Annotated in this window: 23 protein-coding genes; 9 read left to right on the forward strand and 14 right to left on the reverse strand. The window is 69.5% G+C overall.

Annotated features, from left to right (window positions below; genetic code table 11):
- Positions 1–3: 3 nt before the first annotated feature.
- Genes APZ21_RS28040 through APZ21_RS28050 form a run of 3 tightly spaced genes read right to left on the reverse strand, consistent with a single transcriptional unit; the run spans position 4 to position 3249 of the window.
- Positions 4–738 (reverse strand): ESX secretion-associated protein EspG, encoded by a 735-nt coding sequence (locus APZ21_RS28040; protein ID WP_082393506.1) that lies wholly within the window; start codon positions 736–738, stop codon positions 4–6.
- A complete protein-coding gene (locus tag APZ21_RS28045) occupies positions 735–1961 on the reverse strand; it encodes a hypothetical protein (RefSeq protein WP_054816253.1) in 1227 nt (408 codons plus the stop codon). The genes APZ21_RS28040 and APZ21_RS28045 overlap by 4 nt, the downstream gene beginning before the upstream one ends.
- A 13-nt stretch (positions 1962–1974) precedes the next feature.
- A complete protein-coding gene (locus APZ21_RS28050) occupies positions 1975–3249 on the reverse strand; it encodes an FAD-dependent monooxygenase (RefSeq protein ID WP_082393507.1) in 1275 nt (424 codons plus the stop codon).
- A 105-nt stretch (positions 3250–3354) separates the two neighbouring features.
- Here APZ21_RS28050 and APZ21_RS28055 point away from each other — a divergent pair, with 105 nt between their 5' ends.
- Positions 3355–4095: a TetR/AcrR family transcriptional regulator gene (locus APZ21_RS28055; protein WP_054816254.1), complete on the forward strand. Its 741-nt coding sequence runs from the start codon at positions 3355–3357 to the stop codon at positions 4093–4095.
- Positions 4092–4526 carry a limonene-1,2-epoxide hydrolase family protein gene (locus APZ21_RS28060; RefSeq protein ID WP_054816255.1) on the forward strand — a complete coding sequence of 145 codons (435 nt, stop codon included), beginning with the start codon at positions 4092–4094 and terminating at the stop codon, positions 4524–4526. The genes APZ21_RS28055 and APZ21_RS28060 overlap by 4 nt, the downstream gene beginning before the upstream one ends.
- Before the next feature lie 7 nt (positions 4527–4533).
- Here APZ21_RS28060 and APZ21_RS28065 read toward each other — a convergent pair whose 3' ends face one another.
- Complete coding sequence (locus APZ21_RS28065) at positions 4534–4806, reverse strand: hypothetical protein (RefSeq protein ID WP_054816256.1); 273 nt, start codon at positions 4804–4806, stop codon at positions 4534–4536.
- Between the two features lie 304 nt (positions 4807–5110).
- On the opposite strand from APZ21_RS28065, the gene APZ21_RS28070 reads away from it, so the two are divergent.
- From APZ21_RS28070 to APZ21_RS28080, 3 genes are all read left to right on the forward strand, one after another.
- Positions 5111–6469, forward strand: a complete 1359-nt coding sequence (locus tag APZ21_RS28070; protein ID WP_054816257.1) for a PhoH family protein — start codon at positions 5111–5113, stop codon at positions 6467–6469.
- 152 nt (positions 6470–6621) lie between these two features.
- Entirely contained in the window at positions 6622–7221 is a 600-nt protein-coding gene (locus APZ21_RS28075; RefSeq protein ID WP_054816308.1) for an LGFP repeat-containing protein, read from the forward strand.
- Between the two features lie 105 nt (positions 7222–7326).
- Positions 7327–8184, forward strand: a complete 858-nt coding sequence (locus APZ21_RS28080; RefSeq protein ID WP_054816258.1) for an acyl-ACP desaturase — start codon at positions 7327–7329, stop codon at positions 8182–8184.
- A 48-nt stretch (positions 8185–8232) separates the two neighbouring features.
- Here the strand turns inward: APZ21_RS28080 and APZ21_RS28085 are convergent, their stop codons facing one another.
- Positions 8233–9636: a class II fumarate hydratase gene (locus APZ21_RS28085; protein ID WP_054816259.1), complete on the reverse strand. Its 1404-nt coding sequence runs from the start codon at positions 9634–9636 to the stop codon at positions 8233–8235.
- Positions 9637–9773: 137 nt separating this feature from the next.
- Positions 9774–10817 carry a class II fructose-bisphosphatase gene (gene glpX, locus APZ21_RS28090; protein ID WP_054816260.1) on the reverse strand — a complete coding sequence of 348 codons (1044 nt, stop codon included), beginning with the start codon at positions 10815–10817 and terminating at the stop codon, positions 9774–9776.
- Positions 10818–10938: 121 nt separating this feature from the next.
- Here glpX and APZ21_RS28095 point away from each other — a divergent pair, with 121 nt between their 5' ends.
- Positions 10939–11505: a DUF4245 domain-containing protein gene (locus APZ21_RS28095; RefSeq protein WP_054816309.1), complete on the forward strand. Its 567-nt coding sequence runs from the start codon at positions 10939–10941 to the stop codon at positions 11503–11505.
- 12 nt (positions 11506–11517) lie between these two features.
- On the opposite strand, the gene APZ21_RS28100 is transcribed toward APZ21_RS28095, so the two are convergent.
- The 4 genes from APZ21_RS28100 to APZ21_RS28115 all read right to left on the reverse strand — a co-directional run bounded on the left by APZ21_RS28100 (position 11518) and on the right by APZ21_RS28115 (position 14243).
- On the reverse strand, positions 11518–11862 hold the full coding sequence (locus APZ21_RS28100; protein ID WP_054816261.1) for a VOC family protein: 345 nt from the start codon (positions 11860–11862) through the stop codon (positions 11518–11520).
- 11 nt (positions 11863–11873) lie between these two features.
- On the reverse strand, positions 11874–12122 hold the full coding sequence (locus APZ21_RS28105; protein ID WP_054816262.1) for an exodeoxyribonuclease VII small subunit: 249 nt from the start codon (positions 12120–12122) through the stop codon (positions 11874–11876).
- A complete protein-coding gene (xseA, locus tag APZ21_RS28110; protein ID WP_054816263.1) occupies positions 12119–13456 on the reverse strand; it encodes an exodeoxyribonuclease VII large subunit in 1338 nt (445 codons plus the stop codon). Before xseA ends, APZ21_RS28105 begins: the two co-directional genes overlap by 4 nt.
- A gap of 91 nt (positions 13457–13547) precedes the next feature.
- On the reverse strand, positions 13548–14243 hold the full coding sequence (locus APZ21_RS28115) for a lipid droplet-associated protein (protein ID WP_054816264.1): 696 nt from the start codon (positions 14241–14243) through the stop codon (positions 13548–13550).
- A gap of 111 nt (positions 14244–14354) precedes the next feature.
- On the opposite strand from APZ21_RS28115, the gene APZ21_RS28120 reads away from it, so the two are divergent.
- Positions 14355–15365 carry a 4-hydroxy-3-methylbut-2-enyl diphosphate reductase gene (locus APZ21_RS28120; RefSeq protein WP_054816265.1) on the forward strand — a complete coding sequence of 337 codons (1011 nt, stop codon included), beginning with the start codon at positions 14355–14357 and terminating at the stop codon, positions 15363–15365.
- On the opposite strand, the gene APZ21_RS28125 is transcribed toward APZ21_RS28120, so the two are convergent.
- Positions 15362–16273 (reverse strand): DUF6542 domain-containing protein, encoded by a 912-nt coding sequence (locus APZ21_RS28125; RefSeq protein ID WP_204249164.1) that lies wholly within the window; start codon positions 16271–16273, stop codon positions 15362–15364. The two genes, APZ21_RS28120 and APZ21_RS28125, sit on opposite strands and share 4 nt — an antisense overlap.
- A gap of 71 nt (positions 16274–16344) precedes the next feature.
- Positions 16345–17505, reverse strand: coding sequence for a DNA recombination protein RmuC (locus APZ21_RS28130; RefSeq protein ID WP_054816267.1), 1161 nt, complete (start codon positions 17503–17505; stop codon positions 16345–16347).
- A 323-nt stretch (positions 17506–17828) separates the two neighbouring features.
- Between APZ21_RS28130 and APZ21_RS28135 the strand changes: the two genes are divergently transcribed.
- Positions 17829–19022 carry an exonuclease SbcCD subunit D gene (locus tag APZ21_RS28135; protein WP_054816268.1) on the forward strand — a complete coding sequence of 398 codons (1194 nt, stop codon included), beginning with the start codon at positions 17829–17831 and terminating at the stop codon, positions 19020–19022.
- A 16-nt stretch (positions 19023–19038) separates the two neighbouring features.
- The gene (locus APZ21_RS28140; RefSeq protein ID WP_054816269.1) at positions 19039–22116 is read left to right on the forward strand and encodes an AAA family ATPase; all 3078 of its coding nucleotides are present in this window, start codon (positions 19039–19041) and stop codon (positions 22114–22116) included.
- Positions 22117–22217: 101 nt separating this feature from the next.
- Here the strand turns inward: APZ21_RS28140 and APZ21_RS28145 are convergent, their stop codons facing one another.
- Both APZ21_RS28145 and APZ21_RS28150 read right to left on the reverse strand, forming a co-directional pair.
- Complete coding sequence (locus APZ21_RS28145; RefSeq protein WP_054816270.1) at positions 22218–22733, reverse strand: methylated-DNA--[protein]-cysteine S-methyltransferase; 516 nt, start codon at positions 22731–22733, stop codon at positions 22218–22220.
- A 24-nt stretch (positions 22734–22757) separates the two neighbouring features.
- On the reverse strand, positions 22758–24302 hold the full coding sequence (locus APZ21_RS28150; protein WP_054816271.1) for a DNA-3-methyladenine glycosylase 2 family protein: 1545 nt from the start codon (positions 24300–24302) through the stop codon (positions 22758–22760).
- Between the last annotated feature and the right edge of the window lie 152 nt (positions 24303–24454).

Here is a 24454-nt window from a genome sequence, read left to right on the forward strand (position 1 = left end):
AATTCAGTTGATCCTCGCCCTGGCCCGGACGATCGCGTCATCCACGTAGCGGATGATGTCGGCGCTGGTGCCGGGGCGGATCATGAGCGCGCGATTGGCGGGCATCTCGCAGTAGCGACCGTCCTCGGCATCGATCCAGCGCAGTCGGCCGATGCGCAGTGCGTCGCTGTTGCGCGGACCGACCAGGACGCTCACTACTCCACGCGTGGCGCAGGGCTGAGTCCAGAAGCGGCGGTAGCGTTCCTGCACCGCGCGGGCCGGGTCGTTGTCGAACGGGTCGGGCCGGTCGGTGGTGAGATCGTCGAGGAGATAACTCTTCTCCGATGCCTCGCCCGCCGCTGGATCGGGTAGCAGACGGATCAATTCGGCGGGCAGCTGCTGGGCGCGGCAGCGACGCATGCGGACCCGGCCGCCATCGGCGGCCGGATTCTGTAGCGCCACAACGCCACTGTCGCCTACGGCGCAGCCGATGCCGCGTATTTCCGTGCCGCCGCGCCGCGAGTCGATGCCGAACAGTTCGATCCGCCAGTGCGGAGTGCTGAGCACCCGCAGCGCGCGTTGTAGCGGCGCGTGATCGGGATGGTCGAGTTCGGAGCGGAATTGTCGCTGATAGGCGTGGTATTCGTGCAGTCCGTGGAAGCGGCTGGTGAAGCGGAACGGAAACGGCATCCGGTCGAGTCCGGTGCTGAACCAGGCCGCGGCGAACTGTTCGGCGGACAGCGTCCATTGCGCCATCATTCGGCTCCCAATGCGGGCGGCACCGTCGGCTTCACCTCGCCGAGCAGCTCCGCCGCGTGCTCCTCGGATCGCAGATATTTCGGCGAGCGGTGTTCGCCGTCGCCGTCGCCGCGCCCGCGCGCACCGGGCGGGACCATGCCCGAGTACCCGGTGCCGCCCGGGACGCCTGGACGTGCCTGCGCCGCCGCGGGCGGTGGTGCGGCCGATTGCGCGGCGGGTTGGGCGGGTACCGACGTACCGGGGCGCGGCGCCTGCGTCGGAGCGGGCGCGGACGAACCGGTGGCGGCGGGGATATCGGCTCGCACCGGGACGCCGACCGCGGATGCGGCGGCCGGTTGGATGCCGCCGGACGATGGCTGCGCGCTCTGCGGAACGACCTGGGCGGCGGATGAATACGAGATCGGGCTGCTCGAATGCGACGACGGCGTATTCGAGAAGGCGGACGCAGTGGTGGGCACGGCGGCCTGCTGGGGCGTGGTGGCCTGCGGCGGTGTGGCCGCGCCGTCGTCCGCCGGATTCTCCGATGTGTCGCCGCCGGTTTCGGGTGCGGTGGGTTTCGCCGCACCGGATTCCGAGGGGGTGTCGCCGGGCGCGGGGGTGCCCGCGTCGCTGGATTCGCCGGGCGCGGCCGGGCGGGGCGAGGGTGCGGCGTGGTCGTCGTGGATCGGGGTGACCGGCACGGCGTTGCCCGGTGTCGGCACCGGGACGCCGGAGCCGTTGGCGGTGAGCGGTACCGGCGCGGGCAGGGTGGGGATCTCCGGCGCGGTCATGCCGTATGGCTGGATATAGTAGGTGACCATATCGTCGCGCGCCTGCTCCTCCCGGCTGTTGCGGATTTCGGGCGACGTCGAGGCCGTCGAGGAGTCGGGTACCTCGGGAATCGCGGCCTTGAATCGGGACGCGGCGCTGCCCGCCGCGGACAGCGGCGTCGACTGCTGGGCCAGTGATTCACCGAGTTCGGCGACCGCGGCGGTGAATTCGCGAATGCCGCGCACGGCGGCATCGGCCGCGGCACCCTCCCACCGCTCGGAGACGGCGCTACGGATCGCCGCCTCGAACCGTTTGCCCGCGTCTGTCACCGCGGTCGCGATGGCCGCCCATGCCTCCAGCGGACCGGATAGGGCGTCCGTATTCATCTGGTCGGCCGCCTGTTTGATCTCGGCGTGCGAAAAGCTGTGCGCGTTCTCGGGATTCGTGATGACCCGGCCGTCGGTCGGTCTCATGGCAGTCGCCGCCTCATGCTGGGCCCCTTCCGTCAGTGCCGTCTGAACTTATAGACGCACTTCCGCTCGCAGCGGTTCCATCGAAACTACCGCCGATTCGACTCGGCGCGAACGGTGTCGGGTAGTCGCGCAGTTCGATGTCGTTGCTCGCGGTGTCGGTGTACTTCAGCATCAGCGTCCACAGTCGCGAGCCGAGCAGCCAGTTGCGCAGCGCGATTCCGCGTCGGGTCTTGGGCGCGAGGAAGCGACCCGCGTTGCCGCGGCCCGCCATTCGGGTGTAGCGGCGCATGACGCGGTCGTATTCGGCGAAGGCGGCCACATGGTCGCCGTCGTGGCGGGCCAGTTCGCCCGCGAGGACGTACGCGCCGACCACCGCGAGTCCGGTGCCGAAACCGCCGAGGGTGTTGCCGTAGGCGGCATCGCCGAGCAGTGCGATCCGCCCCTTGGTGTATCCGGTCTTCGACATGTCCACCCGGCTTATCGAGTCCAGGTAGAAGTCGTCGAAGGAATCCAGTTCGGCCAGCATGCGCGGCACCTCCCAGCCCAGACCGGCGAAGGTCCGCGCGACGATCTCGCGCTGGGCCGCGACGTCCGAGCGCGCGTAGTCGAGTCGCGGCGCGGCGAACAGGTAGAGCTGTTGCGCCTTCGGGCCGCCGCTGACGGCGAGGCGGCCCGGTGCGTTGTAGCCGGTGGCGCACGCCCGGGTGGCCGGTTCACCGTCGCGCCCGCTCCACGGGCTCGCACCCGCCACGCAGTAGTAGTGACCGAGGTGGGTGACGAAATCCCGTTCCGGTCCGAACACCAGTGCGCGGACTCGCGAATGGATGCCGTCGGCCCCGATGACGAGGTCGAACGTGCGCGGTGCGGCGTGTTCGAAGGTGACGTGCACGCCCTCGCCGGTGTCGGCGAGCGCGCGCACCGTGTCGTCGAAGAGGTATTCGCAGGTCGCGGCGGTGCGCTCGTAGAGGATGCGGGACAGGTCGCCGCGCAGGATCTCCACGTCGCCGCCGGTGAAGTCGCCGGACAGCATGGCCAGCCGCCGCCCGGATTCGTCGACGAAGACGGTGTCGGTGGCGCCGGTGCGCCGGGCGTGCACCTCGGCCGCGATACCCATGCGCTCGAGCACCGCGCGGTGTGTCGCGCCCTTGAAGTCGACGGCCTGGCCGCCGGTGCGCAGGGCGGGGGCGCGTTCGACGACGGTGACCGCGTATCCGTAGCGATCCAGCCAGTAGGCCAGTGCGGGCCCGGCGATGCTCGCGCCGCTGATCAGGACGTTCTTGGTGGTCAAGTGGGCTCCTCGGCTCTGTGTCCGACGTAATCTGTATCCGATGGACGCAAATTAGAGTATGGTAGACACAGTTTCGACGTCAAGATGCCGAGGGAGGTTTCTCCGATGCCACCGCCCACCACCGTCGAACTGCTGTGGGGCACTCCCAAGCGACCCACGCGCGGCCCGAAACCCGCGCTGACGCTCGAGGGGATAGTCGCCGCGGCCATCGAGCTCGCGGACGTCGAAGGTCTGGCCAATCTGTCCATGCAGCGCCTGGCCGAACGCCTCGGATTCACCAAGATGTCGCTGTACCGGTACGTGCCCGGCAAGGCCGAGCTGACCGCGCTCATGCTCGACACCGGGCTCGGCGCTCCGCCCGACATCACCGCGGACCCGGCCGATCCTCGACCCTGGCGCGCGGGGCTCAGCCTGTGGTGCCACACCATTCACGAACGCTTCCAGGCTCACCCGTGGGGGCTCGAACTCGCCATCGGCGCGCGACCCATCGGCCCGAACGAGATGGCCTGGATGGAAGTCGCGCTGCGGTTGCTCGCCGACAGCGGTCTGAGCGCCGCCGAGAAGCTGGACACCATCGTGCTGCTGACCGGCCACGCCCGCGCGCTGGTGCAACAGGTGCGCGCGGGCGCGCCCGAAGACTTCCAGGAACGAATCGCCGCGCAGCTCATGGACCCGGCGTCGGTGGCGGCGCGGCGTTTTCCCGCCGCGCGCGCGGCCTTCGCCGAGGCCGGTTCGGTGGCGGGCGGCGACGGCGCGCTGCGCTACGGCATCGACCGGATACTGGACGGCATCGGTGTGCACATCGAGCGCCGCCACGCCGGGAATCGGCCTATCGTCGGACCATGACCGAAGAACTGAAGCAGGACTCGACCACCACGGTGCGGGAATTCCTGTCCGCGCTCGAACTCGGCGCCACCGGCGAGGCGCTGGGATTGCTCGATCCCGATATCGTCTGGAAGAACACCGGACTGCCCGACGTGCGCGGCCTCGATCGGGTCGGCCGGGCGCTGCGCGGTCTCGATCGCGACGGACTCGGCTTCGCCGTCGACATCCACCACATCGCCGCCGACGGCGCCGATATCGTGCTCACCGACCGCACCGATCACCTGCGCTTCGGCCCGGTGCGGATCTCGTTCTGGGTGACCGGCACCTTCCGATTGCGCGAGGGCCGCATCGTGCTGTGGCACGATCACTTCTCGTTCGAGAACTTCTTCAAGGGCGCCCTGGTCGGCCTGTTCCGCGCGGTCTTCGACCGCTCGGGCGCGCACCGGCTCTGACTCCGGCTCAGGAGTGCTCGGTCAGATACTCCAGGTAGACCGGGCGCAGCACCTCGGCGATATCGCCGTCACCGGCGTGGACGTAGTCGTCGAGCATGGGCAGGACCCATTTGATATCGGCCTCGCTCTCGCCCATATTGCCCGCCGCGGCCTCCGCGGCGGGGATGGAGGTGAGCAGTCGCCACAGGAATCTCAGGTCACCGTGGCGCACCGCCAGCTTCACCGCACGGTCGTGCAGCTCCTTGGACGACAGCTTGTCCAGTTCCTCGTTACCGGCCATGACGTCGACTTTAACGGGCCGCCGCGGCTCGCGACGAGGCAAGGGGGGCCGATGCGCGTTAACGGGATCTTCACCGACACGCCTCGCAGTCCCCGAGCGCGGACCCGGTGGTCGAAGGTAGTTTCGATGATGCGGACCGCGTCGTTGTGGTTCGTACGGGAGGTCCTGACCGTGACTGAGCCATTCAGTACGAAGGGGCCGGCACCCGGCCCTAGTGGCATCTGACTACGTCGGATCCCATCAGGACGGACCGGTCCAGCGAGATCGTCCGCGCGGGTGCCGCACGGACGCAAAGGAGCCCACCGTGACTGCTGCACGCTCCGTTTCCGCTCCCTCGGCGCATACCCGCACGACAGGTACGGTCGCCGCCGGTCCCAGGACTTACGTCATCGACACCTCGGTCCTGCTCTCCGATCCCTGGGCGTTCACCCGTTTCGGCGAGCACGCCGTCGTGTTACCGCTGGTCGTGATCAGCGAACTGGAAGCCAAACGGCACCACCACGAACTGGGCTGGTTCGCGCGGGAAGCCCTGCGCAACCTCGATGACCTGCGCCTGCGCTACGGCAGGCTGGATCAGGAGGTGCCGATCGGCACCGAGGGCGGAACGATGCAGGTGGAACTCAACCACACCGATCCCGCGGTACTCCCGGTCGGTTTCCGCACCGACACCAACGACTCTCGCATCCTGGCCTGTGCGCTCAATCTCGCGGCGGAGGGCCGCGACGTCGTGATGGTGTCGAAGGATATCCCGCTGCGCGTCAAGGCGGGCGCGGTCGGCCTGCGCGCCGACGAGTACCACGCCCAGGACGTGGTCACCTCGGGCTGGTCGGGCATGGTCGAGATCGACGTGGCGACCGCCCAGGTCGACCAGATCTACGCCGACTCAGTCATCGACCTGGACGAGGCCAGGGATCTGCCGTGCCACACCGGCATTCGGCTGCTCGGCAGCAGTTCCAGCGCGCTCGGCCGGGTCACCCCGGACAAGCGCGTGCAACTGGTGCGCGAGCGGGAGGCGTTCGGTCTGCACGGCCGCTCCGCCGAACAGCGCATCGCCCTCGACCTGCTGCTCGACGAGAGCGTCGGCATCGTCTCGCTGGGCGGCAAGGCGGGTACCGGCAAGTCGGCGCTGGCGTTGACCGCGGGACTCGAGGCGGTGCTGGAACGCCGCACCCAGCGCAAGGTCGTGGTCTTCCGGCCGCTGTACGCGGTGGGCGGTCAGGATCTCGGCTATCTGCCGGGCAGCGAGAGCGAGAAGATGGGCCCGTGGGCTCAGGCCGTCTTCGACACCCTCGACGGGCTTGCCTCGGCGGAGGTCATGGAGGAGGTGCTCAGCCGCGACATGCTGGAGGTGTTGCCGCTGACCCACATTCGCGGCCGGTCGCTGCACGATTCGTTCGTTATCGTCGACGAGGCGCAGTCGCTGGAGCGCAATGTGCTGCTCACGGTGCTGAGCCGGCTCGGCTCGGGTTCGCGGGTGGTGCTCACCCACGATGTGGCCCAGCGCGACAATCTGCGCGTGGGCAGGCACGACGGCGTCGCGGCCGTGATCGAGAAGCTCAAGGGGCATCCGCTCTTCGCTCACATCACCCTGACCCGCAGCGAGCGTTCGCCGATCGCGGCGCTGGTCACCGAGATGCTGGAGGAGTACGGACCTACCGCGTAATCGGGTGACAGCAAACGGTCAGCGTGTGTTTCATCCCACATCTGACCGGGTAATGTTCGCGTGATAGCTGTTCGGCTCGTGACCCGGCGAATTCATGTGATTCGCCGGGTTCTTGCTGGAGAACGGCCTTGGCTACGCGCGAGAGGATGGAAATGCACCACTTCGCTCGACGAACGGCTGGATATTCCACGGCGCTGCTCACCGCGGCCCTGTTGGTGACCGCGGGATGCGGCGACAACGACGACAACGACTCGAATGCCGCGTCGAATACGGCGAGCGCGGCCGAGACCGAGTCCGCGAGCATGAAGATGGCGCCCGCCGCCTCCGGGACCACCTCCGCGCCCGTATCGGCGACCGAGGAGACGCACGCGGGCACGGCCACCGAGACCACCAGAATTGCCACCCAGGGCGGCGCCGAGGTCACGGTGTCCGGCGACATCTACGACAAGTACGCGGCGACAGAGGGTCCCACCGGCATGCTCGGCGTCCCGCTCGGGGCCGAGCAGGTCGGCCCGGGGGGCGGGAAGTACCAGGACTTCGTCGGCGGCACGATCTACCAGGCGCCCGACGGCGATCCGCACATCGTCTGGGGCGAGATCCGCACGGCGTGGGAGGACAACGGCGGCGCCAACGGCAAACTCGGCTATCCCACCTCCGACGAAACCGATATCCCCGGGGGCAAGCAGTCCACCTTCACCGGCGGCACCATCACCTGGGTCGATGGGCAGATCACCGTGACACCGACATCCTGAAGGGCTCGGCGTCCGGGGCCGTATGAGAGGATGCACCGGTCTCGGACGCCGTCCGGCAAATCTGTCGTCCTCCCCGCGTCGCGGGCACAACAGCTAGGTTGTGGTGTGCAAAATCTGTTGACCGATCGCGAGTTGCTCGAATCGCTCGCGGACGAAGTGGAACTGAATCTGCGTCGGCACACCCAGGTGGCCGACGGGTGGCAGCCCCACGACTTCGTGCCGTGGGACGCGGGCCGTAATTTCGAATTTCTGGGCGGAACCGACTGGGCGCCCGAACAATCCGAATTGAGCGAGGTCGCCAGACTGGCTTTGACGGTCAGCGTTCTCGTCGCCGACAACCTGCCGTCGTATCACCGCGAGGTCGGCAAGTACCTGCGCACCGGCGCGTGGTGGCGCTGGGTCGGCCGATGGACGGCCGAGGAGAACCGGCACGAGATCATGATCCGCAACTACCTCATGGTCACCCGATCGGTCGATCCGGTCGAGCTGGAACGGCTGCGGATGGATCACATGACCAAGGGCTTCCGCAGGCCGCCCCAGCATCTGCTCGCGGTCCTGGCCACCTGCGCCTTCGAGGAGGCCGCGGCCGCCATCCGCCACCGCAACACCGCGGCGCTCGACGAGAACCGGCTGGTCACCGCCATCTCCGAACGGATCGCGGCCGACGACGAACTCCAGTCGGAATTCTTCGCCGACCTCGTCGCCGCCGGATTCCGTATCGCCCCCGACCAGACCATGCGCGCGATCGCCGACAGCGTGGCCGATTTCGCGGTGCCCTCGGTGACACTGGCCGACGGCCGCAGCAGCGACGACGTGCTCGCCGCGGCGGGCATCTACGATCCGGCGCGGCAGAACGAGTTGGTCTTCGCCCCGCTGTTGAAGCGCTGGAACGTCTTCGACCGCGCCGATCTCGGCGAGGACGGCGAGCGGGCGCGCGCCGAACTCGCGCATCTGCGCGACTGATCGACCGGCCGGCGCGTCCCGCCCGACGCGCCGGCCGACCCGCTCGGGTCAGTCCTTCTCTTCGGCCTTGGCCATCGAGAGCACGTCGAGACGCCGGTCGAGTTCCTCCAGGCTCAGCCGTTCGCCGATGAGACCGCGGTCGATCACGGTCTGGCGGATGGTCTTCCGCTCTTTCAGCGCTTCCTTGGCGACCGCGGCGGCCTCCTCGTAGCCGATGGCCGAATTCAGCGGCGTCACGATCGAGGGCGAGGATTCGGCGAGTACGCGCAGATGCTCCTCGTTGGCGGCCAGTCCGCGCACGCAGCGGTCGGCGAACAGGCGAGAGACATTGGCCAGCAACCGGATCGACTCGAGGAGGTTGCGGGCCATCACCGGAATGTAGACGTTCAACTCGAACGCGCCGCTCGCACCGGAGAACGCGACGGTCGCGTCATTGCCGATAACCTGCGCCGCGACCTGCGTGACCGCCTCGGGCAGCACGGGATTCACCTTGCCGGGCATGATGGAGCTGCCCGGTTGCAGGTCGGGGAGCCGGAGCTCACCGAGTCCGGTCAGCGGACCCGAACCCATCCAGCGGATGTCGTTGGCGATCTTGGTCAGGCTCACCGCGATGGTGCGCAGCGCGCCCGACGCCTCCACCAGACCGTCGCGCGCGGCCTGCGCCTCGAAATGGTCCTGCGCCTCGGTCAGTGCGTCGATATCGGTGGCACGGCGCAATTCGGCGACAACCGCCGCACCGAAACCGTCGGGCGCGTTGAGTCCGGTGCCGACGGCGGTGCCGCCGATGGCCAGCTCGCCCAGCCGCGGCAGGGTCGCCATCGCGCGATCGATACCCGCCGCGATCTGACGGGTGTAGCCGCCGAATTCCTGACCGAGAGTGACCGGTACGGCGTCCATGAGGTGGGTGCGGCCCGATTTCACCACCGTGCGCCACGCGGTCGCCTTGTCCAGCAACGCCAGTCGCAGATGTTCCAGCGCGGGCACCAGATCCTTGATGACGGCCTCGGTGGCGGCCAGATGGGTCGCGGTGGGGAAGGTGTCGTTGGAGGACTGCGACATGTTCACATCGTCGTTGGGGTGCACCTCCACGCCGTTGGCCTTGGCGATCGAGGCGATCACCTCGTTGGCGTTCATATTCGAGCTGGTGCCCGAACCGGTCTGGAAGACGTCGATCGGGAACTGGTCGTCGTGGCGGCCCTGCGCGATCTCGTTCGCGGCGGCGATGATGGCCTCGGCCTTGGTCGCCTCGAGCAGGCCGAGATCCCGGTTCACCTTGGCGCACGCGGCCTTGAGCAGTCCGAGCGCCCGGATCTGCGCTCGTTCCAGACCGCGTCCGCTGATCGGGAAGTTCTCCACGGCGCGCTGGGTCTGCGCTCGCCACAGGGCGTGCAGCGGGACCCGGATCTCGCCCATTGTGTCGTGCTCGATGCGGTACTGCGTCTCCTCGGTCATGGTTTCGACCCTATGCGACCGGTGTCCGATGGGGGCCACGCATGGAGCCGGACACCACATGCCGCAGGCCGCGGATGGGGGAGACGAAAGAGACGCGCGGCCGGTGGCATACGCGTCTCGGATCATGCCCGCCCCGATCAGGGCAGCGGGGGAACCGCGTCCTCGTCGCCGATGAAATCGACCGAGGAGTACTCGCGCAATTTGGTCAGGCGGTGGTAGGCATCGATCATGCGGACCGTGCCCGACTTCGAGCGCATGACGATCGACTGGGTGGACGCGCCGCCGCCGTAGTAGCGCACGCCGCGCAGCAGATCGCCGTCCGTGACGCCGGTCGCGCAGAAGAAGACATTGTCACCGGCCACCAGATCCTCGGTGCTCAGCACCCGGTCCAGATCGTGACCGGCATCGATCGCCTTCTGGCGCTCCTCGTCGTCCTTCGGGGCGAGCATGCCCTGGAGGACCCCGCCCATACAGCGCATGGCGGCCGCGGCGATGATGCCCTCGGGGGTGCCGCCGATGCCGACCAGGATGTCGGTGCCGGAATCCGGCCGGGCCGCGGCGATCGCGCCCGCCACGTCACCGTCGGAGATGAGCCGGATGCGCGCGCCCGCGTCACGGACCTGCTGGATCAGCTCGGCGTGCCGCGGCCGGTCGAGGATGCAGACGGTGAGATCGGATTTCGATAGCTTCTTGGCCTTGGCGACCCGGACGATGTTCTCGGCGATCGGGACCGAGATATCGATCACATCGGCGGCGTCCGGGCCGACCGCGATCTTGTGCATGTAGAACACCGCGGACGGGTCGAACATGGAACCGCGCTCGGCGACCGCGAGCACCGCGATCGCGCCGGGCGAGCCCTTCGACATCAGCGTGGTGCCGTCGATCGGGTCGACGGCGAAGTCCACTTCGGGACCGGTGCCGTCGCCGACCGCCTCGCCGTTGTACAGCATGGGCGCTTCATCCTTCTCGCCCTCGCCGATCACCACGGTGCCGCGCATGGAGACCGAGTTGACCAGTTCGCGCATGGCGTCGACGGCGGCGCCGTCACCGCCCTCCTTGTCGCCGCGGCCGACCCAGCGGCCTGCCGCCATGGCTCCCGCCTCGGTCACCCGGACCAGTTCGAGCGCAAGGTTGCGGTCCGGGGCCTCGCGGCGGCTGGGTGCGGGCGAAGTTGCCGTCATGGCGGGTGCCTCCCTCGTAGTTCCGTTCCGTACGATTGTCTCATTCGGTGATCGCGGGACCTCGCACCAGATGGGCCGGGGTGGCGAGGGCGCGAGACGGTGGCGAGTGGATACTGAGAGCGTGTCCTACCAAAAGCCACGCGTACTGCACGACTACAAGGATCTGTTCTTCTCGCTGATCCCGCTGGTGCTGATAGCCGTGGTCTTCGCGGGACTGGCCAGCCAGTGCAGTGTCGCTGCCACCGGGCCGACCGCGGGCAAGATCCCGCATTTCGACGTGCGATCCGCGCTCATCGCGGACGCGCGCACCCTCCCGTTCCCGGTCCGCGATCCCGGGATGCCGGGGGATTGGACACCGAATTCCGGCAGTCGCGACACCATCACCGGTCCGGGCGGCGGCCCGGTGAGTACGGTCGGCTACATCACCCCGGCGGGTGCGTACATGCAGCTCACGCAGACCGGCGCCACCGAGGAGATGCTGGCCCGCCACGTTCTCGGCTCGCGCTACGCCAGCGGCGTCCAGCAGGTCGGCGAACAGCGTTGGACGGTCTACGCCGAACCGACCGAGGAGACGGCCTGGATCGCCGACTTCGGGCAGAGCCGGGTGCTGATCAAGGGCGCGGGCGACGCCGCCGCGTTCACCACTCTCGCCGGCGCGGTCACCTCGGCCCGGCCGCTGAGCCGCTGAGTCCGCCCGCCGTCAGCGGTGGGCGACGATATTGACCACGGTCCCGTTCGGATCGCGCACGAAGAAGCGCCGCACTCCCCACGGCTCGTCGCGCAGCGGGTAGACGATATCGGCGCCCGTCGCCGCCAGATCCGCGTGCACCGCGTCGACATCGTCGACCTCGACGCTCATATCGGGACGGACCCTCTCGGCGCCCGCGCCGACCAGAAGCACCTGGGCCGTGGGATTGTCCGGCGAGACCATGCTCACCGCCCATCCCAGGTCCATGGCTTCCTCGAAGCCGAGCAGCCGGTAGAACTCCCGGCTGCGCTCCATATCGTCGGTGTGTATATCCAAGGTGGCGCGACGAATGCCCATCGGTACTCCTCCTAGACCTGCTCCTCGGCTTCGGATCGGGATATCGCGTCCTCGACGCGCTTGCGCGCACCCGCGAGATGCTGTTCGCAGCGGGTGGCCAGTGCCTCGCCGCGCTCCCACAGCGCCAGCGAGTCATCGAGATCCATACCGCCCTGTTCGAGCATCTTCACGACGTTGACCAATTCGTCGCGGGCGCGCTCGTAGCCGAAGTCGCGGATCTCGGCCAGATAGCTGTCGGCATCATTGCCGGATTCGGTCACCGTCGGTTCCTTTCGCCGCTGTTGTCCTCGCGCGAATGTGCTCGGTCCACATCGCTTTGCCGGTCCACATCGCTTTGCCGGTCCACGATGCTTCGGCCCAACTGCTGCGCGCCGAGCGCGGCCGCTGTCACCGCGCCGTCGGCCACCCGGATTCGCAGCTGACTGCCCGCGGGCGCGTCCTCGATGGTGCGCACCACATGCCGCTCCCGGCCCGCGACCCGTTGCACCACAGCGTAGCCACGCGCCAGTGTCGCGGCCGGACCCACCGCGACGAGCTTCTCGCGCAGATGCCGCGTGCGGGTGGCCTCACCCTCCACCAGGTGTTCGGCGCATCGCCGCGCCGAGACGCGCAATCGCTCGACCTCCTCGGCGCGGTGGCCGATCTCGCGCAGCGGATCGGCCAGCACCGGGCGCGAACGCAATTGGGCCAGTGCCCGGGTCTCGCGCTCGACCCAGCCGCGTAGCGCCGCGGCGGCGCGGGATCGCAGTTCGCGCACGCCCGCGAATTCGGCGGCGGCGTCGGGCACGATGTGCTTGGCCGCGTCGGTCGGGGTCGCCGCGCGCGCGTCGGCGACGAGATCGCTGAGCGGACAGTCGGGTTCGTGACCGATGGCGCTCACCACCGGGGTGGTCGCCGCCGCGACGGCGCGGCACAGCGCCTCGTCGGAGAAGGGCAGCAGATCCTCCACGCTGCCGCCGCCGCGCGCGAGCACGATCACCTCGACGACCGGATCCCGATCGAGTTCCTCCAGCGCCGCGATGATCTGCGGCACCGCGGTCGGCCCCTGCACCGCGGTATTGCGGACCTCGAAACGCACCGCGGGCCAACGATTCCTGGCCACGGTGAGCACATCGTGCTCGGCGGCGCTCGCCCGGCCGGTGATCAGTCCGATGGTGCCGGGCAGGAACGGCAGCGCCCGCTTACGGCGCGGATCGAACAGTCCCTCGGCGTCGAGCAGCGCCTTGAGCCGTTCGATCCTGGCCAGCAGCTCGCCCACGCCGACCGGGCGAATCTCGATGACGCGCAAGGAGATCGTGCCGCGGCCGACGAAGAACGACAGCTTGCCGTAGACCACGACCCGGCTGCCCTCCTGAAGAGGGGCGGGTGAGCGGCGGATCAATTCGGGATCGCAGGTCACCGACAGCGACATATCCACGGACGGATCGCGCAGCACCAGGAAGGCGGTGCGGGTGCCGGGGCGCAGATTCATCTGCGTGATCTGCCCCTCGACCCACACGCTGCCGAGCCGATCGATCCACTGCGAGACCTTGAGGGCGACCGTGCGCACCGGCCACGGATGTTCGGCGGAGTTGGCGGGGCCGTCCTGAGTCATACGCCAGATATACGCCCACGGTCGGACAGGTGCGCACCGGATCGGCCGGTACATGCCGACCGACCCGTCGGTGCGCGCGAATCGGACCGGGTCACTGGGACCGGACGGTCGCGATCCGGTTGGTCAGCATGGTGACGAACGGCGCGCGGTCGCGGGTGCGCCGTTCGTAGTCCAGCAGCGCGGTCAGGTCGCCGATGGTCAGCATGCGCAGCCGGGCGCGCAGTTGGGCGAGGGTCATATTCGCGTAGTCGTAGCGGGTCGCGACCTCGGGTTCGATGATCTCCTCGGCCTGCGGTTCGCCGGACTGCGGTTCAATGGCTTGCGGTTGGTCGGTCTCCGGTTCCGCCGCGGCGGCCGGCTCGGTGCCCGCGGCTGTGACGTCCGTCTCCGTCGCGGCGGATTCCGCCGCGGCGAAGGACGGCGCGCTTACCGCGTGTCCGTTGGTCTCGGCTCTCGCCTCGGCCTCCGCCGCCTCGAACAGGTCGAACGCGCTGGTACGCGCGGCGGGCCGGTCGGCTGTGCCGGGGATTTGCTCGGAGTCAAGGTCTTCATCGAAGGTCGCCCATTCCGGCTGCGCTTCGCGTGTGTTGCCCAGACGGTCGAAAACCGCGTCGCCCTTGAGAGCGAGGCTGGTCACGAACTGCTGGAGGTGCATGGAGGTCTGTAGCAGCTGACTGATCGCCGTGATCGGGAAGTTCATCGCCGCCGTTGGTAGCCGGCGCGTCTCTTCCAGGGCGTAAACGGCGGCGCCGGCTGCGACCCGGGCCAGGTACGGAGGTCGGAACATGGTCCTAGCCTGCCCGATACGCGTGGTTATGCAAAGACGACGTGTCACAGACAGATTCTCGCGTATCCCACCGGGCGGTTGCGGGCGTCGACACGCAAGTAAGCTGGGCGCATGTCTTCGGCCATCCCCTTGAACGTCGGAATAACCCGCTCGGCGGGGTCGGGCACCGTCGACGCCGATGGCGGTAAACGGGTGCTGCTAGCCGAGCCACGCGGCTACTGCGCGGGCGTGGATCGCGCGGTCGAGACCGTGGAGAAGGCGCTCGAGAAGCACGGCGCCCCCATCTACGTCCGCAAGGAGATCGTGCACAACCGCCACGTCGTGCAGACATTGCGCGAGCGCGGCGTGATCTTCGTCGACGAGACCGACGAGGTGCCGGAGGGCCAGGTCGTGGTCTTCTCGGCGCACGGCGTGTCGCCCGCCGTGCACGCCTCGGCGGCCACCCGGAACCTGCACACCATCGATGCCACCTGCCCGCTGGTCACGAAGGTGCACCAGGAGGCCAAACGCTTCGCCCGCGACGACTTCGACATCCTGCTCATCGGCCACGAAGGGCACGAGGAGGTCGAGGGCACCGCGGGCGAAGCGCCCGAGCACGTGCAACTCGTCGACGGTCCCGGCGCGGTGGACAAGGTCAGCGTGCGCGATGAGAACAAGGTCATCTGGCTGTCGCAGACCACCCTGAGCGTCGACGAGACAATGGAGACCGTCCAGCGGCTGCGCGAGCGCTTCCCGGCATTGCAGGACCCGCCCAGCGACGACATCTGCTATGCCACGCAGAACCGCCAGGTCGCGGTGAAGGCGATGGCGCCGGAATGCGATCTGGTGATCGTGGTCGGATCGCGCAACTCCTCGAATTCGGTGCGGCTGGTCGAGGTCGCGCTCGGCGCGGGCGCGCGTGCGGCGTACCTGGTCGACTACGCCCGCGAGGTCGATCCGGCCTGGCTCGAAGGCGTGCGCACCGTCGGCATCACCTCGGGCGCGTCGGTGCCGGAGATCCTGGTGCGCGGCGTGCTCGATATGCTGGCCGAGCACGGATTCGCGGATGTACAGCCGGTGACCACGGCCAACGAGACCCTCGTCTTCGCCCTGCCGCGCGAATTGCGCGCGGCGCGCGGCTAGCGCTTCTCCGGCTTGCGGCGTTCGGTGCGCTGCGGATCGCGGTAGCGGGCATTGGGCCGCGGATGCTGCGGCGTCTCGCCGCGTCCGCGATTCTGCCGCGGCGCGTCGGATTCGGTCCTCGGCATGGCGGCGGTGGGCCGCGCGGCCCGATTCGGGGCCGGGCGGCCCTCGCGCGGACGGCCCTTGGCCGCGACCCGCGGCGGTTTGTCGGCCACCTCGTCGGTCGGTCGCCTGCTACCCGGACGTGGCGGTTCGTACTTGTCGGTCTTCTGATCGCTCAGATCCACAATGGGTTCCGGCTTGGGACGCCGGGGTCGCCGTTTGAGCGGCGCGTCCTCGGGACGCACGGATTTCGCCGCGGATCGGGCCGCCGCCTTGGCCGCGGTCCTGCCCTTGCGGGGCCGCTCGGCCGTGGCGTCGCGGCCCCAACTCGAACCGCGCCGGGCCTCGGTGCCGCGTTCTTCGTCGTTCGCGCGCCGGTGCAGATAGATGCGCAGCCCGCCGATGCCAAGTACCAGGGCGGTGGCCAATATCATCGTCGGGAACCGGTCGACCAGCGGAATCGCCAGATTCAGCAGTATGTCCTTGAGACCGGTCGACGCGCGACCGGTGAGCAGCTGATAGGACAGCGGAACCGCGATGAACAACAGCAGTGGCGGCAGCACCATCGTGCTGAAGAGCCCGCGATATCGAACGGCGAGCACCGCCGCGACACAACCCGCGACGTACAGCGCGGCGAAGGTGCCGGTCAGTTCCGCGCCATCGCCGCCTGCGTCGATAAGGAACCCGAGAAACGTGCAGGCCACAGCGATGAGGACCGCGGCCCCGGCCGGGATGCCCGACACCGAGGGCAGGATCGACCGTTGCGGCGCGGGCACCCGGGATCGCACACGTTGGGAAGCAGCCACGCAATGAACAGTAACCGCCGTCGCGCCGGCCGGTGTTACGGCACGGCCCGCGGACCGGGTCGGGTCGGGGTTCAGCGCGGCTGGTCCTCGGCATCGGCGAAGCCCACCGCGCGCGGCCACGAATCGACCCGGCGAACGGCGGGCACCTCCTGTTGGGCGACCTCGAGTTCATGGAGTTTGCGGGCGGTGACCAGCACCCGCGATTCCACCGACGCGACGGTCTGATTGAAGGAGTCGACCGTCTTACCGAGCTGCGCACCGAGCTTGTCCAGGTGCTTACCGGTCAGGGCGAGGCGGGTGTAAAGCTCCCTTCCCAATTGCTGAATCGTCGCCATATCACGGGATATGGCCTCTTGGCGCCATCCGAGCGCCACCGTGCGCAGCAGCGCGATGAGCGTCGTCGGCGTCGCCGGGATCACATTCCGGCCGAACGCGTACTCCAGCAAGCCGGCGTCGGTGGTCAGCGCGGCATCGAGGAACGGATCGCCCGGCACGAACAGGACCACGAATTCGGGAGAAGGATCGAAGCAGGACCAGTACGCCTTGTCGGCGAGCTGGTCGACGTGCGCACGCAGATGTTTCGCGTGGCGGCGCAGCAGGTCGGCGCGCGCGTCGGGGTCATCGGTGAGACCGGCGTCGAGATAGGCGGTGAAGGGCACCTTGGCATCGACCACGATCTGGCGGCCGCCCGCGAGCCGTACCACCATATCGGGACGCACCAGCCCGACCCGCTCGCCGTCGCCGGGTGCGGTCCTGGTCACCTGGGTGTCGAAGTCGCAGTGCTTGGTCATGCCCGCCAGTTCGACCACGCGCTCGAGTTGGATCTCACCCCACCGCCCGCGCACCTGCGGGGCGCGCAGCGCGGCTACGAGTTGCCCGGTCTGGCCGGCCAACTGGTGGGAGGCGCGTTGTATGCCCGCGACCTGTTCGCGCAGACCGGAATAGGCGTCGATGCGATCGTGCTCGACCTGGCTGATGTGCTGACTCAGCGCGCCGACCGCCTCGCGCAGCGGTTCCACGATGGCGCCGACGGCGTGGGAATGCCTGCGCGCCGCGTCCTCGTTCGCGGCGCCGAGCGACTGGCGCAGCAGCCGTTCGTTGTCGACGGCCGCGGCCAGCCTGGCCTCCGCGGCGACGGCCCGGTGACCGGTGCGCGCGGTGTGGGCGAGCCGGCCGAGCGCGATTCCGGCGGCGAATACCAGCATCAGTGCGACGAGCATCGGTGCGGTCATAGGGCAGATAGTGCCCTACGGCACCGACAGTTCCGAACGCGCCCGCTATCTGTCGGCGCCTACCGGGCGAATACGCGGTGACGTCGGTCTATACCCGCCCGTACGGGCGCCCGGCGGCGGTCGGGCAAATGGCGATCGCGGCATTGTCCCGAATGGCGTTCGCGCCGTTGGCATGTCCGGTCCGTCACCTGCCGACCCGATCACGGACCCACGCGGGGCCTGCGACGAAACGCCGTCGAACACGCCGGGACAAAGGTGGCATATCCGACACGAGGGGCCGGGCAATTGAATTCTGTCGGTGGGTGCGCCTACGGTTTCGGCCCATGCGGATGCTGCACACCTCGGATTGGCACATCGGGCGTACCTTCCACGGCGTCGATCTGCTGTCCGACCAGGAGCACGCGCTGCGCGCCATCGCCGATATGGTGCGCGCGGAGTCGGTCGACGTCGTCGTCGTCCCCGGCGATGTCTACGACCGCTCGATTCCAAGCGCCGACGCGATCGCGGTGTGCAATCGCGGATTCGAGGCCATTCGCGCCGCGGGCGCGGTGATCGTCGCCACCTCCGGCAATCACGATTCGCCCACCCGGCTCGGCGCGGGTGCGCGTTTCGCGGCGGCGGGCGGGCTGCATCTGCGCACCACGGTCGCGGGCGCGCACGAGCCGGTGCTGCTGCGCGACGAGCACGGCGAGGTCGCCTTCTACGGCATTCCCTATCTGGAACCGGATATCACCCGCGCCGAACTCGATGTGCCGCAGGCACGTTCGCACGCCGACATCCTCGCCGCGGCGATGGCGCGAATCCGTGCCGATATCGCCCGTCTCGACGGGGTGCGCGCGGTGGTGCTCGCGCACGCCTTCGTGGTCGGCGCCGAGGCCACCGGCTCGGAGCGCTCGATCTCGGTCGGCGGCGTCGAGACGGTCCCGCGCTCGGCCTTCGACGGCATCGACTACGTGGCACTCGGACATCTGCATTCGCCGCAGACCCTCTCGGAGTCGGTGCGCTATTCCGGTTCGCCGCTGCCGTATTCCTTCGCCGAGAACTCCCATCGCAAGGCCGTGTGGATCATCGATCTGGACGAATGCGGACTGCGCGACGTGCGCCGCCGCGACCTGCCCGTGGTGCGCGGCTTGAGCAGGCTCACCGGCACACTCGAGGAACTGCTCGCCGATCCCGTGCACGCCGCCGCCGAGGAACACTACGTCTCGGCCACCCTCACCGACACCGCCCGCCCGGTCGACGCGCTGCGCGTCCTGCGTGAGCGCTTCCCGCATATCGTGCACGTGGAATGGTCACGCCCGGAGGGCAATGCGGAGCTGCGCTACCGTGAACGCGTGCACGGTCGACGCGATATCGAGGTGGCACAGAGTTTCCTCGCCGACGTGCGCGGCACACCGAGTCCGGGGGAGATCGCCTGGCTGGACAAGGCGCTCGCCGCCGCCGTACGCGAATCGGAACGGGTCGCCGCCGCGCCGCCCGACGAGTGGCCGCCGCGCGCCGCGGATCTCAGCGCGTGAACCGGGGGAGCGCCGCATGAGACTGCACCGGCTGGAGATGACGGCGTTCGGGCCGTTCGCCGAGACCACCGCGATCGATTTCGACGAACTCGGGGCCGACGGGCTCTTCCTGCTGCACGGCCAGACCGGCGCGGGCAAGACGACCGTGCTCGACGCCATCGCCTTCGCCCTCTACGGCAGCGTGCCGGGCGCGCGAGGCGAGAGCAAACGTCTGCATTCCGATCACGCCGACGAGCAGACCCCGCCGCGCGTGGTGCTCGAAGCCACCCTGGGCGGCAGGCGGGTGCGGCTGAACCGCACACCGGAATTCCTGCGGCCGAGCAAGCGCGCCAAGAGCGGATGGGTCAAGGAGAATCCCGCCGCCACACTGGAATGGCTGGACGGGCGCGGGGTCGATCTGTCGCGGCTGACCGATATCGGCGACGAGATCATTCGCTTGCTCGGCATGAGCGCGGATCAGTTCTTCCAGGTGGTGTTGCTGCCGCAGGGCGATTTCGCGCGCTTCCTGCGCGCGGAGAACGAGGAACGCGAACGGCTGCTCGAAAAGCTCTTCGACACACAGCGGTTCGGCACCGCGGAACAATGGCTGGCGGACAAACGCCGGGCCTCCGACGCCGAGATGAAATTGCGCACCGAGGCCATCACGCGCCTCATCGACAATGTGGCGATGGCCGCCGGACACAGCGTCACCGACACCGTGGAACCGGCCGACGCGGTGGTGTGGTCGCAGGATCTACTCGCCGCCGCCAAATCCGAACTGGTCGTGACCGCCGCGGAAACCGAGCGCGCGCAGCGGGAATCGTCGCTGGTCCTCGCGCACGCGGAGAAGCAGCGTCGCCTGCACGAGGTGCGCGCCCGCATGCGGCAGGCGCGCGCCGCCCTGGATCACTACACCGCGACCTCCGACCACCGCGCCGCCCTCGTCGCCGAACTCGAAGCGGCGCACCGTGCCCAGCCGGTCGCCGAGGCGATCGACGAGGCCAGGGCGGCGGTCATGGTGAGCCGGGGTCGCGACAACGAATTGCGCACGGCGGCCACCGGACTCGCCGACGCGCTGCGGGACCCGAAGGCCGCCGACCTCCACGGCGCCAAGCTGCTCGACCCCGAATCCGACGCGGTGCGCGGCGAGGCCGATGTCGACGCGGCCATCCGGGAGTGGAGCGCCCGCGTCGGCGCGCTCGAGGAGGTGCGCGGGGACGCGGCCACCGCCACGCGCCTGACCGACGAACTCGCGGATCTGCGCCACGAGGACCAGCGGCTCGCGGTGCGGGTCGCCGAGCTGACCCGGCGTCGCGACGAACTTCCCGCGACCATCGCCGCCGCCGAGGTCCGGCTCCGCGAAGCCGCCGATGTGGCGGCCGGGCTGCCCGCGCTCACCGTCGAACTCGAACGGCTCGAACGGGCCGCCACCGCGGCGGTCGAATTGACCCGCCGCCGTACCGCGCTCGATCACGCGCGCGTGGAATTCGAATCGGCCCGCACCGTCCACAACGACGCGAGGGAGCGGGTGCTCGAACTCCGGGAGCGCCGGCTGGCGGGTATGGCGGCCGAGTTGGCCGGTCAGCTGGTCGACGGCCAACCGTGCGCGGTGTGCGGTGCGGCCGAACATCCCGACCCAGCGCGGCCCACGGAGCGGTCGGTGTCCGAACGCGCCGAGAACGAGGCCGTGGCGGCCGAGCGAAAGGCCGAGAGCGCTCGCGACCGCGTCCGCGATCAGGTCGCCGGACTGGAACAAGAGATCGCGGCCTTCGAGGCGGCGGGCGGTGATGCCGATCCGGTGGAGTTGGCCGATCGTCGCCGCGCGGCCGCGGATCGGCATGCCGACGCCGTCGAGATCGCCGATCTGGTGGGCGTATACACCGACGAACTCGGCGGGCTGCGCACCGAGCAGACGCGCGTCAACGACGAGCTGCGCGACGCGGATTCCCGCCGCAGCACGGTCACCGCCCGCATCGCCGCCGCCGAGGCCCGGTTGGCCGAACTCACCGAACGGCTGCGCACGGCCGCGGGCGCCGACGCCACCATCGACGACCGCCGCCGCCGTATCGACGGGCTGGTGCGCCGCGCGACGGCGTTCCGCAATGCCCGAACCGAGGCGGATTCGGCAAGGGAACAGGTCGTCGCGGTGGCCGCGCGAGTCGAAAGTCTCGCGCGCGCAGCGGGTTTGCTCGCCGAGATCGAGGAATCGGAAGGTGCGCCGCGGTCCGCGGACGAAGTGGTCGCGCGACTCACCACGCATGCCGAGGTCGTGACGGCGGCGGCGCGGACCGCGCGGCGCCGCAGCGAGATCGAGGCCGAGTTGCGCGACGCCGACCACGATCGGGTGCGCGCCGAGGCGGTGCTCGCCGAGCCGGAGACAGTGGCCGCCGCGACCGCCGAACCCGAGGACCTCGCCGAGATCGACCGCCGGGTGGCCGAATCGCGCGCTGCGAGCGATGCCGCCGTCGCCGCGCACGCCGAGGCGATCCGCAGGGTGACCTTGCTCGAGGATCTGGGCGGTCAGCTGTGGGCGGCGCTCGACGTGATCGCGCCGCTGCAACGCGCACACGACGAACTCGCCGCGCTGGCCGAAGTGGTCGCGGGTCGCGGAGAGAACAACCGCCGCATGTCGCTGCGCTCCTACGTGCTCGCCGCCCGTCTCGAGGAGGTGGCGGTCGCGGGTTCGCAACGGCTGCGTCGCATGTCCGGCGGACGCTACGAACTCGTGCACACCGACCGCGCGGGCAAACACGGCCGCCGCGGCGGTCTCGGCCTCGACATCCGCGACGACTACACCGGCGCGGTCCGCCCCGCCAAGACCCTCTCCGGCGGGGAGACGTTCATGGCCTCCCTGTCCCTGGCCCTCGGCCTCGCCGACACCGTCGCGGCCGAATCCGGCGGCCTGGTCCTGGACACCCTTTTCATCGACGAGGGCTTCGGCGGCCTCGACGCCGACACGCTGGACGCCGTCATGGGCGTCCTCGATGAACTGCGCGCGGGCGGCCGAGTCGTCGGCATAGTCAGCCACGTGGACGAAATGCGCCAACGCATTCCCAGCCGCCTCCACGTCATCCGAGGTCGAACCGGCTCCCACGTCCGCGCCACCGTCGCCTGACCGCAGGCACCTGGCCAGCACACTTCGGCCCGAGACTCCCGCCGAATGCGAAAGCCTCCGCTCTCGGTTCCGAATGGATCGGATTCGCGCCCGCGCCGCCGTTACGCGGCATGTTCGTGCTCGAGGAGCCAGCGTTTGGTCGTGAGTCCCCAGCGGAAGCCACCCAGTGCGCCGCCTATGCGCAGGACTCGGTGGCAAGGGACGAACAGACCCGCCGCATTACGGGCGCAGGCGTTGGCGGCGGCGCGGGTGGCGGCGGGTCGGCCGGAGATAGCGGCGAACTCGGTGTAGGTGACCGGGTCGCCCGCGGGAACCTTGCGGAGTACCCCCCAGGCGTGCAGCAGGAATTCCCCGGAGTGCTGGGTGACGGGGATCGGGTCGATGGCGGTGAAGTCGCCCCGGTGGTACTCGGTGATCGCGCGCGTGATCGCGCCGAGGTCGGGACGTTCGCGCAGTTCGGCGGGACGCAGGCGCGGGTGGACCAGGCCGCGGAGATTCTCCGCGTCGCTGGTCCAGCCGGAGGCGAGTATCGCTCCCGCGGCGTCGGCGATGGCCGTGAAGGGGCCGATCGGGGTGTCGACGGTGGTGTAATCCGCCGTATGCGTGGCGGTGGACATGGTGGTTCTCGCTTTCTCGGGTAGTCAGCGCACCGTGCGCCCGGCCAGTGCGGCCTTCCACAGGTGCATGGACAGATACGACCGCCACGGCGCCCAGCGCGCGGTGTCGGCGAGGTCGACACCGAGCTGGGCGGCGCCCTGGCGCACCACCAGATCGGTGCCGAGCAGGACATCCGGGTCGGCCAGCAGCCGCATGGTCACGTAGTCGGCGGTCCATGGACCGACACCGTCGAGGGCGAGCAGATCGCGCCGCAGGTCGGCGGCGGTGCGGCCCTGATGCAGGTGCAGCTCGCCGGAGGCCAGCGCCGCGGCGGCGGTGACGATGGATCGGATGCGACGGGCCGGTCCGGTCAGCACCTCCGCGCCCCGTTCGGCCACCACCGCCGCGGTCGGGAACAAGCGCGGCACCGGGCCTTCCACCGATTCCCCGAGCGCTTCGACCAGTCGGGCGGTGTGCGTGGCCGCCGCCGCCACCGAGATCTGCTGCCCGATCATGGTGCGCAGCAACAGTTCGTGACCGTCGACGCAGCCGGGCACCCGGATACCGGGACTGAACAGCGGCCGCCGCGCCCCGCTCGCCGGTGGCAGATCATCGGTGGCAGGCGCGGTGCCCGCGTCGGGGAGTTGTTCGCCGTCGAGCGGTTCGGAGTCGACATTTCGCGGCAGCACCCCCAGCACCTCGTCGATGCCGACCGGGTCGGCGTCGAGGTCGAGCAGGTGACGCAGCCGCGCCACCGTGGGGGCCAGATCGCGCATGTCGTGCAGGGCGAGTTCGGTGCGTACGTGATCGCGTTGGAAGCTCATCCGTATGGTGGCGTGCCCGTGCGGGGTGCGCAGGGTCCGGGTGTAGACGTGGTCGTCCCACAGTTCCATGCCCGGTGCCACATGCGAGGACAGGAACCATTCCAGCCAAGCACGATCCATCGGCTCACGGAATGGCAGCCGCAGGGTCAGGGAACCGTTCGTCGCGGGCACCGCGGCGGTGTCGCGGCGGGCCCGCTGCGCCTCCGTGCGCATGGTGGTCGGGCTGACCGCGAACACCTCGCGCACGGTGTCGTTGAATTGCCGGATGCTGGCGAATCCGGCCGCGAAGGCGATGTCCGACATGGGCATCGAAGTGGTCTGGATGAGCAGGCGCGCGGTGTGCGCGCGATGCGCGCGGGCCAGCGCCAGCGGTCCGGCGCCGAGTTCGGTGGTCAGTACCCGGGTGAGTTGCCGCTGCGAATAGCCGAGGGTGGCCGCCAACGCGGGCACGCCGCCGCGTTCGATCACCCCGTCCCCGATGAGGCGCATGGCGCGGGCGGCGAGATCGGCGCGGGTGTTCCACAGCGGGGAGCCCGGGGCGGCGTCGGGCAGGCAGCGGCGGCAGGCGCGGTATCCCGCGTGCTGGGCGGCCGCCGCGGTGGGTAAGAACGTGACATTGGAGCGTTTGGGTGTAATGGCAGGGCACGAAGGGCGGCAATAGATCCCGGTGGTTCGCACCGCCGTGAAGAACTGACCGTCGAATCGCGAATCCCGCGTCGACACCGCCCGATAGCACCGCTCGAAGTCCAATGCCGTGATTGTCACGCAATCAACAATGTCAGCTCGCGCCAACCCGTGCTAGCGGAAATCGGACGGTGTTGCTGGCCGTGCCTTCGGCACGGCGGGGTTCGCGGCCCGTCGAGTCTCGCGTCCGAGTGGTCGATACTTGCTCCTTCGTCGCTTTGTCTCGACCGCTC

This window comes from Nocardia arizonensis (assembly GCF_001310275.1).
GTDB lineage: Bacteria > Actinomycetota > Actinomycetes > Mycobacteriales > Mycobacteriaceae > Nocardia > Nocardia arizonensis.

Bases quoted from the DNA above. Each gene is read 5' to 3' on its own strand.
- APZ21_RS28040 (WP_082393506.1), bottom strand. From the start codon at position 738: ATGATGGCGCAATGGACGCTGTCCGCCGAACAGTTCGCCGCGGCCTGG.
- APZ21_RS28045 (WP_054816253.1), bottom strand. From the start codon at position 1,961: ATGAGACCGACCGACGGCCGGGTCATCACGAATCCCGAGAACGCGCAC.
- APZ21_RS28055 (WP_054816254.1), top strand. From the start codon at position 3,355: ATGCCACCGCCCACCACCGTCGAACTGCTGTGGGGCACTCCCAAGCGA.
- APZ21_RS28060 (WP_054816255.1), top strand. From the start codon at position 4,092: ATGACCGAAGAACTGAAGCAGGACTCGACCACCACGGTGCGGGAATTC.
- APZ21_RS28065 (WP_054816256.1), bottom strand. From the start codon at position 4,806: ATGGCCGGTAACGAGGAACTGGACAAGCTGTCGTCCAAGGAGCTGCAC.
- APZ21_RS28075 (WP_054816308.1), top strand. From the start codon at position 6,622: ATGCACCACTTCGCTCGACGAACGGCTGGATATTCCACGGCGCTGCTC.
- APZ21_RS28085 (WP_054816259.1), bottom strand. From the start codon at position 9,636: ATGACCGAGGAGACGCAGTACCGCATCGAGCACGACACAATGGGCGAG.
- glpX (WP_054816260.1), bottom strand. From the start codon at position 10,817: ATGACGGCAACTTCGCCCGCACCCAGCCGCCGCGAGGCCCCGGACCGC.
- APZ21_RS28100 (WP_054816261.1), bottom strand. From the start codon at position 11,862: ATGGGCATTCGTCGCGCCACCTTGGATATACACACCGACGATATGGAG.
- xseA (WP_054816263.1), bottom strand. From the start codon at position 13,456: ATGACTCAGGACGGCCCCGCCAACTCCGCCGAACATCCGTGGCCGGTG.
- APZ21_RS28115 (WP_054816264.1), bottom strand. From the start codon at position 14,243: ATGTTCCGACCTCCGTACCTGGCCCGGGTCGCAGCCGGCGCCGCCGTT.
- APZ21_RS28120 (WP_054816265.1), top strand. From the start codon at position 14,355: ATGTCTTCGGCCATCCCCTTGAACGTCGGAATAACCCGCTCGGCGGGG.
- APZ21_RS28130 (WP_054816267.1), bottom strand. From the start codon at position 17,505: ATGACCGCACCGATGCTCGTCGCACTGATGCTGGTATTCGCCGCCGGA.
- APZ21_RS28135 (WP_054816268.1), top strand. From the start codon at position 17,829: ATGCGGATGCTGCACACCTCGGATTGGCACATCGGGCGTACCTTCCAC.
- APZ21_RS28140 (WP_054816269.1), top strand. From the start codon at position 19,039: ATGAGACTGCACCGGCTGGAGATGACGGCGTTCGGGCCGTTCGCCGAG.
- APZ21_RS28145 (WP_054816270.1), bottom strand. From the start codon at position 22,733: ATGTCCACCGCCACGCATACGGCGGATTACACCACCGTCGACACCCCG.